The sequence below is a fragment of the Variovorax paradoxus genome (assembly GCF_024734665.1).
GTDB lineage: Bacteria > Pseudomonadota > Gammaproteobacteria > Burkholderiales > Burkholderiaceae_C > Variovorax.
Genome location: NZ_CP102931.1, coordinates 5,641,991 through 5,654,094 on the forward strand (window position 1 = coordinate 5,641,991; position 12,104 = coordinate 5,654,094).

Annotated in this window: 11 protein-coding genes; 5 read left to right on the plus strand and 6 right to left on the minus strand. The window is 68.4% G+C overall.

From position 1 onward, the window contains the following. Window positions 1-28 precede the first annotated feature (28 nt). The 4 genes from NWF24_RS26625 (at window position 29) to otsA (ending at window position 6,025) form a co-directional block, all read left to right on the plus strand. On the plus strand, window positions 29-1,852 hold the full coding sequence (locus NWF24_RS26625; protein WP_258351169.1) for an ATP-binding response regulator: 1,824 nt from the start codon (window positions 29-31) through the stop codon (window positions 1,850-1,852). 77 nt (window positions 1,853-1,929) lie between these two features. After that, window positions 1,930-2,724, plus strand: coding sequence for a trehalose-phosphatase (gene otsB, locus NWF24_RS26630; RefSeq protein WP_258351170.1), 795 nt, complete (start codon window positions 1,930-1,932; stop codon window positions 2,722-2,724). Continuing rightward, window positions 2,721-4,643 (plus strand): glycoside hydrolase family 15 protein, encoded by a 1,923-nt coding sequence (locus NWF24_RS26635; RefSeq protein ID WP_093056129.1) that lies wholly within the window; start codon window positions 2,721-2,723, stop codon window positions 4,641-4,643. Before otsB ends, NWF24_RS26635 begins: the two co-directional genes overlap by 4 nt. Then, window positions 4,640-6,025 (plus strand): alpha,alpha-trehalose-phosphate synthase (UDP-forming), encoded by a 1,386-nt coding sequence (gene otsA, locus NWF24_RS26640; RefSeq protein WP_093056131.1) that lies wholly within the window; start codon window positions 4,640-4,642, stop codon window positions 6,023-6,025. Before NWF24_RS26635 ends, otsA begins: the two co-directional genes overlap by 4 nt. A gap of 145 nt (window positions 6,026-6,170) precedes the next feature. Here the strand turns inward: otsA and NWF24_RS26645 are convergent, their stop codons facing one another. Then, on the minus strand, window positions 6,171-6,500 hold the full coding sequence (locus tag NWF24_RS26645; RefSeq protein ID WP_258351171.1) for a hypothetical protein: 330 nt from the start codon (window positions 6,498-6,500) through the stop codon (window positions 6,171-6,173). Between the two features lie 173 nt (window positions 6,501-6,673). Between NWF24_RS26645 and NWF24_RS26650 the strand changes: the two genes are divergently transcribed. Then, on the plus strand, window positions 6,674-8,119 hold the full coding sequence (locus tag NWF24_RS26650) for an aminotransferase-like domain-containing protein (protein ID WP_258351172.1): 1,446 nt from the start codon (window positions 6,674-6,676) through the stop codon (window positions 8,117-8,119). Between the two features lie 15 nt (window positions 8,120-8,134). On the opposite strand, the gene NWF24_RS26655 is transcribed toward NWF24_RS26650, so the two are convergent. From NWF24_RS26655 to hisN, 5 genes are read right to left on the minus strand one after another with little or no spacing between them, the layout of a single operon-like run. Beyond that, window positions 8,135-8,581, minus strand: a complete 447-nt coding sequence (locus tag NWF24_RS26655; RefSeq protein WP_258351173.1) for a YfbM family protein — start codon at window positions 8,579-8,581, stop codon at window positions 8,135-8,137. Beyond that, window positions 8,578-10,104, minus strand: a complete 1,527-nt coding sequence (locus NWF24_RS26660; RefSeq protein WP_258351174.1) for a tetratricopeptide repeat protein — start codon at window positions 10,102-10,104, stop codon at window positions 8,578-8,580. The genes NWF24_RS26655 and NWF24_RS26660 overlap by 4 nt, the downstream gene beginning before the upstream one ends. Before the next feature lie 28 nt (window positions 10,105-10,132). After that, window positions 10,133-11,059, minus strand: a complete 927-nt coding sequence (locus tag NWF24_RS26665) for an ROK family protein (protein WP_258351175.1) — start codon at window positions 11,057-11,059, stop codon at window positions 10,133-10,135. Between the two features lie 17 nt (window positions 11,060-11,076). Beyond that, the gene (locus NWF24_RS26670) at window positions 11,077-11,271 is read right to left on the minus strand and encodes a DUF2905 domain-containing protein (protein WP_056509065.1); all 195 of its coding nucleotides are present in this window, start codon (window positions 11,269-11,271) and stop codon (window positions 11,077-11,079) included. Between the two features lie 10 nt (window positions 11,272-11,281). Further along, a complete protein-coding gene (hisN, locus tag NWF24_RS26675) occupies window positions 11,282-12,058 on the minus strand; it encodes a histidinol-phosphatase (RefSeq protein WP_258351176.1) in 777 nt (258 codons plus the stop codon). Window positions 12,059-12,104 lie beyond the last annotated feature (46 nt).

The following is a 12,104-nucleotide window of genomic DNA, read 5'->3' on the forward strand; positions in this document are numbered from 1 at the left end:
AGCAGACCCGGCCGATAGCATCGACCGGGTGAATGCCACCGCGCCGAAGCCCGCACTCGAATCCGACGCTTCCCCGCCTCTGTCCGCCGGGCCGGACGACCTGTCGCTGCGCGTGCTGCGCGAGCACGTGGCCTCGGTGTACGCGGCTTACAACGCGTCGGTGTTCGTGCACTTCGGCCTCGGCGCGGCGCTCGGCGCGGCCATGTACGTGCACCAGCCGCGCCTGTGGATCCTGGGCTGGATGGCGGCCCACCTGTCGTTCGGCCTCGTCCTCTTCTTCATGCCGCGCTGGCACGACGGCGTGCCGCTCGCGGACACCACGCGCTGGGCGCGCTGGCATTCGCGCACCGTCACGGCCGTGAGCATGGCCACGGCCACCGCACCGCTGCTCTTCATCTCGGCCGGCGACCTGCCCGTGACTTCGGTGGTAACGGTGGTCATCATCGGCAGTTGCGCCCGGGCCATGCAGTTGCTGTGGCCGCTCAAGCCGGCGCTGTACGGCTACACCCTGCCGATGATGCTCAGCCTGATCGCCGCGCTGGCCTGGCAGGGCGATGCCCTGCACTTCTTCCTCGCAGTGTTCAGCCTGGGCTACCTGCTGTTCACGCTGCGCGTGGGCGACCAGCAGCACAAGCTGCTGACCGACTCGCTGGTGCTGCGCTTCGAGAACGAGGCGCTGGCCGCGCAGCTCGGCAAGCAGATTGCCGTCGCCGAACGCGCCAGCGCCGAGAAGACGCGCTTTCTCGCCACCGCCAGCCATGACCTGCGCCAGCCGCTGCATGCCATCGCCCTGTTCGGCGCCGCGCTCGAAAACGAGCTGCGCGAGCACCACGGCGGGCGCAACGCGCAGCGGCTGATGCGTGCGGTGAACGCGCTGGGCAGTTCGCTCGACACCATGCTCGACGTTTCGCGCCTCGACGCTGGCGTGGTCATGCCGGCCGTCGGGCCCGTGTCACTGGATGCGCTGTTCCGCTCGCTCAACCACATGTTCGCAGCGCAGGCTGAGCAACGGCAGCTTCAGCTGCGGGTGCGCGCCAGCGGCCTGTGGGTGCGCAGCGATCCGCAGTTGCTGTACCGCATGCTCTCGAACCTCGTCGACAACGCGCTGAAGTACACGGCACGCGGCGGCGTTGCCGTGCGGGCCCGTTCGCGCGGAAACATGGTGTGGATCGAAGTGCTCGACACCGGCATCGGCATCGCGCCCGAGCAGCACGAGCGCGTGTTCGAGGAGTACTACCAGGTGCAGAACCCGGGCCGCGACCGCGCGCAGGGCCTGGGCATCGGCCTGTCGATCGTGCAGCGGCTCTCGCGCCTGCTGCAGCATCCGGTGCAGGTGAAGTCGCGCCTGGGCGGTGGCTCGCGCTTCCGCATCCAGCTGCCGGCCGCCGCGCCCCTGGTGGCCGACGTCGAGCCGGCCGCAGCTTTCCGCAGCACCGCTGCTTCGCCCGAGGCGATGATCCATGCGACACGCGCACGCATCCTGCTGATAGACGACGAAGCCGAGATCCGCGAGGCCATGACCGGCCTCTTCCACGCCCACGACCTGGCCGTGGACGCGGTGGCCGACGAAACCGAAGCCGTCGAGGTGCTGGGCCGGCCCGATGTGCAGGAGCGGCCCTTCGCACTGCTGATGTGCGACTACCGCCTTTCCAACGGCGACAACGGCCTCGACGTCGGCCTGAGGCTGCAGCGCCGCTTCGGGCTGCAGGCGCCGCTGATGCTGGTGACCGGCGAGACCTCGCCCGAGCGGCTGCAGCACGTGCGCGCCTCCGGGGTACCGGTGCTGTTCAAGCCGGTGAACGCCGCGGCGCTGCTGCGTGCGCTTGCCGATGTGGTGCCCAGGGCCGCCTGATTCACGGCCCTGACCCCGACGCACGTCCGGTTTTGGCCGACACGCGCATGCTTCGACGCGTGTTAAGGTTTTTCCCGATGCCAAAGTCCTCCAGCAACTTGCAGTTGCCTCCTCCGTTGGGCCGGGATGCAGCCCTCTTCCTCGACTTCGACGGTACGCTGGTCGGGCTTGCGCCCACGCCTGAAGCCATCGAGATTCCGCCTGCCCTCGTGCCCCTGCTGAGCGACCTGCGCGACCAACTCGGCGGCGCGCTTGCCGTGGTGTCGGGCCGCCAGATCGACTCCATCGACCGTTTTCTTGCGCCGCTGCGGCTGCCCGCGGCCGGCGAGCACGGCGTGCAGCGCCGCAACGCCAGCGGCCACACGCAGGAGCAGCGCCCGCCCGACCTCATTCCCATCCTGGAAATTGCCAACGAACTCGCGCGCGTGCACGAAGGCCTGCTGGTGGAGCGCAAGCACGCCGCCATCGCCCTGCACTACCGGCTCGCACCGCAGCTCGAAGCCGTATGCCGCGACGCCATGTCGCGCGCCATCGAAAACCATCCGCAGCTCGAACTCATGCACGGCAAGTTCGTGTTCGAGGTAAAGCCCACGGGCGTCAACAAGGGCATCGCCATCGACGCCTTCATGACCGAGGCGCCGTTCGCGGGCCGCACGCCGGTCTTTCTGGGCGACGACACCACCGACGAGAGCGGCTTTGCCGTGGTGCAGCCGCGCGGCGGCATCGCCATCAAGGTCGGCCCGGGGCCGAGCCTGGCGCTGCACCGGCTCGAATCGCCGCGCGCGGTCTACGAATGGCTGGTGCAGGCACGCGACATGCTGGGCGCACAACGCCCGACGAAAACTGAAGAATCTCCGAGGAGCCCCCGATGAGCGAACAACAACTGCCGGTGGCGCCCGAGGATCGCGCCGGCCAGGCGCTGGCAGGCGCGGCCGGCCCGGACGACCGCGCGCCGGCCGACATGCAGGCAGCCGCAGCCCCCGGCCCGCGCGGCTTTGCCCCGCCGGCCGAGCCTTCGCTCAACGTCGGCGTGATCGGCAACTGCGCCTACAGCGCGCTCATCGACGCGCGCGGCCGTGCCGTGTGGTGTTGCCTGCCGCGCTTCGACGGCGACCCGGTGTTCAACGCCCTGCTGCACCCTGGCGAGGATGCGGGCGCGTGGAGCATCGACATCGAAGACTTCGCCGAAGCCAAGCAGTGGTACGAGCCGAACACGGCCGTGCTGCGCACGCAGCTGTTCGACAGCGCGGGCCAGGGCGTGGAGATCACCGACTTCGCGCCGCGCTTCTACAGCCGCTCGCGCTACTTCCGCCCGCTGATGATGGTGCGCCGCGTGCGGCCGATTGCCGGCGCGCCGCGCATCCGCGTGTCGCTCGACCCGCGCTTCCAATGGGGCGCCTCGGCACCGGTGGAGGTTACGCGCGGCAGCAACCACATTCGCTACGTGGGCCCCGACGTGACGCTGCGGCTGAACACCGACGCATCGATCTCGCACATCCTCTCGCGCCAGCCCTTCGTGCTCTCGCGCGAATACAACTTCATGTTCGGCGTGGACGAGACGCTGCTCGACGGCATTGCCGACACCGCGCGCAAGTTCGAGCAGGAGACCATCTCCTACTGGCGCACCTGGAGCAAGCGCCTGGCCATTCCCTTCGAGTACCAGGAAGCGGTGATCCGCGCGGCCATCACGCTGAAGCTCTCGCTGTACGAGGACACCGGCGCCATCGTCGCCGCCATGACCACCAGCATTCCCGAGGCGCCGGGCAGCCAGCGCAACTGGGACTACCGCTACTGCTGGCTGCGCGACGCGTTCTTCGTGGTGCGCGCGCTCAATTCGCTGAGCGAAGTGGGCACCATGGAAGACTACCTGCGCTGGCTCGGCAACGTGGTGATCGGCTCGCACGGCGAGCACATCCAGCCGCTGTACGGCATCGGGCTGGAGCGTGAGCTGCCCGAGTCCTTTGTCGAGAACCTGGCGGGCTACCGCGGCATGGGCCCGGTGCGCGTGGGCAACCAGGCGCAGGAGCACTTCCAGCACGACGTGTACGGCAACATCGTGCTCGGCGCGGCACAGGCCTTTCACGACCACCGGCTGCTCAGCCGCGCGGGGCTGGCGGAGTTTCCGCACCTCGAGGCGGTGGGCGAGCAGGCGGTGCGCGTCTACGGCACGCCCGACGCCGGCATGTGGGAGCTGCGCACCCGCGCCCGCGTGCACACCAGCTCGGCGCTGATGAGCTGGGCCGCCTGCGACCGGCTCAGCAAGATCGCCCGCGCGCTGCACCTGCCCGAGCGCGCCGCCTACTGGCACGGCCATGCCGCGCGCATGAAGGAAGAGATCCTCGCCAAGTCGTGGTGCGAAGAGCGCCAGGCTTTTGCCGAGAGCTTCGGCGGGCACGAACTCGACGCGAGCATCCTGCTGATGGTGGAGGTGGGCCTGATCGACGCGCGCGACCCGCGCTTCATCTCCACCGTCGACGCAATGGAAAAGTCGCTGTGCGACGGCCCCTACATGCGCCGCTACGAAGCGGCCGACGATTTCGGCAAGCCCGAGACCGCCTTCAACATCTGCACCTTCTGGCGCATCGACGCGCTCGCCAAGATCGGCCGCAAGGCCGAGGCGCGCCAGATCTTCGAGACCATGCTCGCCGCGCGCAACCCGCTGGGCCTGCTGTCGGAAGACACGCACCCGGTCACGGGCGAGATGTGGGGCAACTTTCCGCAGACCTATTCGATGGTCGGCATCATCAACGCGGCCGTGCGCCTGTCCGCTCCCTGGGATTCGTGCATATGAGTCGTCTAGTCGTCGTTTCCAACCGCGTGGCAGACCCACGCAAGCCGGCAGCCGGAGGCTTGGCCGTGGCGCTCGGCGAAAGCCTGCAGCAAAGCGGCGGCATGTGGTTCGGCTGGAGCGGACAGGTCATCGAAGGCGGCCCCACGGGCGAAGGCGAACTGCACCGGCAGCAGGCCGGCAAGGTCACGCTGGCCACCATCGACCTGAGCCGCGAAGACCACGACAGCTACTACCTCGGCTACAGCAACGACGTGCTCTGGCCTGTGTTCCACAATCGGCTCGACCTGGCGCACTTCGACGCCGGCTTCATCGGCGGCTACCGGCGCGTGAACCAGTTGTTCGCTCGCAAGCTGCTGCCGCTGCTGAAGGAAGACGACATCATCTGGGTGCATGACTACCACCTGATCCCGCTGGCAGCCGAGCTGCGCGCCATGGGCTGCAGGCAGCGCATCGGCTTCTTCCTGCACATTCCGCTGCCGCCGCAGATCATTACCGCGGCCATTCCGCAGCACGAGTGGCTGATGCGCTCGCTGTTCTCGTACGACCTGATCGGCTTCCAGGCGCAGCAGGACGTGCAGCACTTCGAGCACTACGTGCGCAACGAGGCCCACGGCGAGTACCTGGGCAACGACATGTACCGAGCCTACGGGCAGACGGTGCGAAGCAGCGCCTTTCCCATCGGCATCGACGTCGACGAATTCGCGGCGCTCACGCATGCGAAGGAGTCGCGCGACATGTACGAGACCATGAAGCGCGAGTATTCGAGCCGCCGGCTGCTGCTGGGCATCGACCGGCTCGACTATTCCAAGGGCATTCCGCAGCGCGTACGTTCGTTCCGCGAGCTGCTGGCCAACTACCCCGAGAACCGGCGCAGCGCCACGCTGATCCAGATCGCCTCGCCCACGCGAGAGACGGTCGACGCGTATGGCGACATCCGGCGCGAGCTCGAATCGCTGTGCGGCGCGATCAACGGCGACTACGGCGAGCTCGACTGGATGCCGGTGCGCTACATCCACCGCATGGTGGCGCGCAAGCGGGTGCCAGGGCTGTGCCGCGCGGCGGCAGTGGGCCTGGTAACGCCACTGCGCGACGGCATGAACCTCGTCGCCAAGGAATACATCGCGGCGCAGGACCCGGCGGACCCGGGCGTGCTGGTGCTGTCACGCTTTGCGGGGGCGGCCGAGCAGCTGAAAGAAGCGCTGCTGGTGAATCCGTACGACACACACGGCACGGCGGAGACGGTACAGCAGGCGCTGCAGATGCCGCTGGAAGAGCGGCGCGAACGGCACCAGAAGCTGCTGTCTCGCATTCGTGAGCAGGACATTCACTGGTGGCGGAATAGCTTTCTCGAGGCGCTGCGGGAGGCGGCTAGCGAACGTTGATTGCTCGGGGGCGATCACGCCGACTGTGCCTATGTGCGAATGGCATCGGGTGCTCCCCGCAGCGAAATAAAGGAGGAGGCCGCAGGCCGGGGGACATTCGCGCAGGGGAGTACCCGGTGTCATTCGCACGCCCCCCGAATGCAGGTCACCAGCCAGTAAGCAGACGCACAAAGCGCATCACAGGCCGCGCCTCCACAGGCGAAACCTGCGCAACCAGCGGCATGTGCACCCGCAAATGCACCGGCGTCAGCGCAGACACTTCGATCCAGCCGCCGTGCGGCAGCCGATGCACGTCGCCTTCCTCGAGCAGCGTCTCCGCCATGAACACGGTCTCGCCGAACCAGCCCGGCGGCGACACCACACGGGCACGCCCCTCGGCCAACTGAAGCCAGGCCCCGGCATCGACCGAGGTGCGCAGGGATTGGCCGGGCTCCAGAACAATGGAATCGGGCGCTTGGGAGAGGGTGGTGATCATGGCGAAACCTCAGGTGGATGAGGGTTCATCGTAGGAATTTGACCGCCCAAAAAACAGGCACACAACATGGCTATCGGAACCGGAACAGCCGGGTCGCCAACGCATCTGTTATGGTCGTTTTCCCTAGCAACTGCATCTGTTTTCGGATGCCCGATACGGGGAACATCGACCCCATGGACTCGCTACCGCTCTACCGCCAGCTCTCCGCGCACTACGTGGACGCGATCCACACCGGCTCTCTCAAGCAGGGCGACAAACTGCCCTCGCTGCGCAGCCTCATGCGGCTGCACGACATCAGCCTGTCGACCGCGCTGCAGGTCTGCCGCGCCATGGAAAGCGACGGCTGGGTCGAGGCCCGCGACCGTTCGGGGTACTTCGTGCGGCGGCCGCAGCGGATGGCCATCGCGCCGATGGAAGAGCCGATTGCCGACGTGCCGCCCGACCCCGCACAGTTCGTCAGCATGCGCACGCGCATGGCCAACTTCATGGCGCGTGGCCGGCACACAGGCGTGAAGCTCAACTTCGCCATCGCCCGCGCGGCCCCCGAGCTGTACCCCGCCGAGGCCCTGCGCAACTCCATGACGCGCGCACTGCGCCAGCGGCCCGAGCTGCTGACCACCGCCTCGTCGCAGAAAGGCCACGAGCAGTTCCGCGAAGCGCTGGCACAGCGCAGCCTGCGCGTGGGCATGACGGTGCCGCCCGACGAAGTGCTCGTTACCAACGGCTGCATCGAGGCGCTTAACCTTGCGCTGCGCGCCATCGCCAAGCCCGGCGACACGGTGGCCGTGGAGTCGCCCACCTTCTACGGCCTGCTGCAGGTGCTCGAAAGCCTGGGGCTGCGCGCGCTGGAGATTCCGACCAGCCCGCAGACCGGCATCTCCCTGGAAGCGCTCGACCTCGCCATCCACACCTACGACGACATCAAGGCCGTGGTGGTGGTGCCGCACCTGCAGAACCCCATCGGCAGCGTGATGCCCGACACCCACAAGCAGCGGCTGGTGCACCTGTGCGAGAGCCACGGCATCGCGCTGGTCGAAGACGACACCTACAGCGACCTCGTGGAGAGCGACGCGCCGCTGCGCGCGGTGAAGTCGTGGGACCGCACGGGCAACGTGATCTATTGCGCCTCGCTGCACAAGGTGCTGGCGCCGGGGCTGCGGCTGGGCTGGATCACCGCCGGGCGCTGGCACGCGCAGGTGGAAATGCTCAAGTACGCGCAGACCCGCAACAACGAGGCGCTGGCGCAGATCGCCGCGGGCGAGTTCGTCGCGAGCGGCGGCTACGACCGCCACCTGCGCCGGCTGCGCGAGCGGCTGCACGTTCAGCGCGACCAGACGGCGGACGCCATCGCCAAGTACTTTCCGGCGGGCACGCGGCTGAACCTGCCGCGCGGCGGGCTGCAGCTGTGGGTCGAGCTACCCGGGCAACGCTCGTCGGTGGACGTGTTCGACGCGGCGCTGCGCGAACACATGCTGGTGGCGCCGGGCGCGCAGTTCTCGAACTCGGGGCGCTTCGACAACTACCTGCGCATCAACTGCGGCTGGCCGTATTCGAAGGCGGTGGATGCGGGGCTGCGGCGGCTGGGCGAGATCGTGTCGGCCGTGCGGCCGCCGCACTAGCAGCCAGCCGGCGATTCAGACGATGTAGAACACGACGGCGTCGCGCCTTGCGGCCGCGCCGGCGAAGAAGCGCTTCACACCTTCCATGAAGCCCGCGAGGTCCCGCGCGCCGTCCTGCCAGACCTTGGCCCAGTAGAGCTCGCCGAACTTCGCCGGCTCGCCCGTGAAGCGGCCCACCAGTTCCGCCACGTCGCGCTGCGCGAGCCGGGCCGCCGTGCGCTCGACATGGGCGGCCGTGAGGTAGATGCAGCCCAGCCCGTCGGTGCCGTCGAGCTCTTCGCCGTCAACCGCCTCGGGCAGCAGCGTGCGCACCACGTCCCAGGCCTGCTCCACCGTCTGGCTGTCGTGGGGGCCGCCCTGCGCGGCCGGTGAATGCAGGAAGCCCGACACGGTGGAAGGATCGATCACCAGCGCGCGCAGCCGGTAGCGATCGAGGGCGTAGAAAGCCGCGCCGATGCTCATGTGCTGGGTTCCATGCGTGCGGCACGCGCCACCGTGGCGAGCACCATGCTCACGCTGTCGATGTTGCGCTGCGCGTTGTCTATGTTCCTGAAGTGGTCGGGCGCGCAGATCTGGTTGAGCAGCAGCGTGCGCTTGAAGTGCATCAGCGCCTGGCGCAAGTCGCCCTCTTCCTGCGCGATCAGGCCCAAGTCGTTGTGGGCGGTTGCGGCCGCCTGCGAGATGCCTCGGCAGCTGCCCTGCTGGATGTCGAGCGAACGCTCGAACAGCGGCCTGGCCTTGTCGAATTCGCGGCGCGCCATGAACAGGCTGGCGAAGTTGTTGAGCATGTCGGAGTGCAGTTCGGCGTCGCCCTCGCCCGGCGGGAGCTTGTCGAGGTGCACGAGGGCACGCGCGTAGCAAAGCTCGGCTTTGGCGTCCTGGCCGGACTCGGCATAGAGAAACGCCAGATTGTTGAAGGCGCGCACCACGCCATCGCTGGAGCCGCCCCGGGCTTCGGCCACCGCCATGGCGATGGTTTTCTTGTAGAGCGCTTCAGCCTCTTCGGCTCGCCCGGCCGCGGCATGCAGCAGCGCCAGGGTGTTGGTGGGCCCGCGCCGCCAGCTGTCGTCGAGGCCGAGCAGCCCGATCATGGCCAGGGCTTCATCCGCGGAGGCCTGTGCCTTGTCGTACCACTGCAGGCGGCGGCACAGTTCGGCGTAGCTGGCCAGCTGGAGTACCACGGCCCTGTCCGCGCCGCCGTACAGCCGGCGACTGGCGGTGACGGCCTCGGCACAGAACTTCTCGGCACGGGGCAAGTCGCCCTGGGCCAGTGCGTCGCGGTAGCGCGCGTCGCGGTCTTCGAGCAGGTTCAGCAGCGCACCTTCTTCGTCGGATGCAGCGCCGTGGGCCTTGCGTTCGGCGATGCCGGTCAGGGTCAGGTCGAGGGCCTTGCGGGCGATGTCCATGTCTTCCGCCGGCATGCCGATCTTGCGGCCGATGGAGAGGCTTTCCTCCAGGCTGGCCCGGGCCCTGTCGAAGGCCTTGAACTGGTAGCAGGCCTGGCCGAGCATGCACAGCGTCATCGCGAGGTTCTGGTGCGGGCCCTTGAACACGCGGCGCGCGGTGGCGACGATCTGCTCGGCGATGGCAACGGCTCCGGCCCAGTCTTCGGCCTCGGCGGCGGCCACGAAGCGCTCCTGCAGCTTGTTGACTTCGGCGAGGGCGGCGAGGTCGTATTCCTTGGCCTCCCGTGTCCCAGCGCGGCGAGTGCGCTGGCGGATCGGAGCTTCATCACCATCTTCGACAGCGGCCCCGTCCTGCTGCTTCATCCGCCGGTAGATCCAGTAGACGTCGAACAGCATCCACGGCAGCACAAGCGCCAGGCCGAAGCGCGATCCCGGCAGGCCGGCAACGCCATACAGCAGCAGCGCCAGTTGCGCCGCGCCGCCCAGGTAGCTCCCGAGATAGAAGCGATGCGCCCCGATGAAGCCGCCCACCAGCCACAACAAGTAGGCATACGAGCGACGGCGAGGCGGCAGGGTCATGGTGTTCGCCGGATGGTACGGTGGCCGTTCAGTCGAGCAGCGCCAGCGCAGCGTAGTCGCCGACTTTGTCGCCCAGGCCGGCGGGCACGAGGCGCACGCCTTGCGTGAGCGGCGGCAACTTGCCGTCTACATGCGCCTGCAGCCGGGGCAGCAGAAAGTCGCGGTGGTGCCAGAACACACTGCCGCCCAGGCTGATGCGCTGCAGGTCGAGCGTGGCGATCAGGTTGTAGAGCATGCGGCCCATCACCCGGCACAGCGCATCGACGATTTCCAGCGAATGCCGCTCGCCGGCCACCGCCGAGCTGAAAAGATCGGCCGCGGGCTGGCCGAAGCGCCGGGCGATGGAGTTGCCGGCAATCAGCCCTTCGACGTCGCCGACGTTGCCGCAGCCGCACAGCGCGCCGCTGGCGTCGTCCACCACGAAACTGTGGCCCGCATGGCCGGCGTTGCCGTTCTTGCCGCGCAGCGCTCGGCCGTCCACGCACAGGCCGACGCCGACGCCGGTACTCCACGTGACGTAGGCGCAATCGTCCAGGCCCTTGAGCGCGCCCCAGTGGCGCTCGGCCTCCAACGCGGCCACCGCATCGTTCTCGACCCGCACGCGGGCGAAGCGCTTTGCCAGCGGCGCCTCGACCAGTGCGGTCATCCATGTGTTGGGCAGGCCGCGCGCCGGGCCGGCAATGCCGCCGCAGATGTTGGGCGTGGCCAACTCGACCTTGCCCTCGCGCAGTTCGAACGGCCCGGCCGACGACACGCCCACGCGGTCGATGGTGGCGGCATCGATGCCTTGCTCCGCGCAGACCTCGTCGATCATCCGCATGATCTGCACCGCCACCGCGTCGTTGTCGCCGGTCTTGGCCGTGGGCTCGCTGCGGCGGCCGATCAGCGGCGCGTCGCTCGAGGCGGAAAGGCTTACGGCCACCTTGGTGCCGCCGATGTCTACGCAAGCTCTCATTGCTGTTTGTCTTTTCTCTACAGAAGACGAGCGACCAGCGCCGCGATCATGCTGAGCACCACGGTGCTGGCAATCGGCAGCTGCCACTCGCGGCCGAAGGCGCGGAACTCGAAATCGCCGGGCAGCCGTCCGAAGCCGAAGCGGCGCAGCCAGGCGGTCAGGCCGCTCATGAGCACCAGTGCGAGGACGACGACGATCAGCCAGCGGAACATGTTCGACAGTCTAGGCCGAGAGGATGGCCATGGCTTGCCGGTGGAGTTCGGGTGTTGCCGCCGCGATCACCCGCCCGTCCGACTTGAGCCCCAGCGGCTGGCCCTGCCAGTCGGTGATGATGCCGCCCGCGGCCTCGATCAGACCGGCGGGGCCGAGGTAGTCGTAAGGCTGCAAGCCGGTCTCGACCACGAGGTCGATGGTGCCGCCCGCCAGCTGGGCGTAGCCGTAGCAGTCGCCGCCGAAGCGGCGCATGGCGCACTGGCGGCTGAGCCGGTCGAAGGCAGTCCAGTCGGCCGGCGCGAAGATGTCGGGCGAGGTGGTGACGATGCGGGCCTTGGCCACCTCGGTGCAACTGCTGACGCGCACGGGCTGGCCGTCGCGCGTGGCGCCCTTGCCAGCCTCACCGATCCAGCGCTCCTTGAGCACCGGCATGTCGACCACGCCCAGCACGATGCGGCCGCCCTGCAGCACACCGATCAGCGTGCCCCACAGCGGTGAGCCGGTGATGAAGCTGCGCGTGCCGTCGATGGGGTCGAGCACCCAGACGCGCTCTGCGTCGAGCCGCTCGGGGCCGTGCTCCTCGCCGTAGATGCCGTCGGCCGGCACGCGCGCACCAAGAATTTCGCGCATGGCCGTCTCCGCAGCGCGGTCGGCCAGCGTGACCGGGCTTTCGTCGGCCTTGGTGATGATGTCCAGCGGCGTACGGAAGTAGTGCATCGACTGCGCTGCGGCGGCATCGGCCAGCGCCTGGGCAATCGACGAAAGATCGGGGGTCGAGGAGCTCATGGGAGAGTGGTTAACACATGCCAAAACCTGCGATTAGACCCGAGCC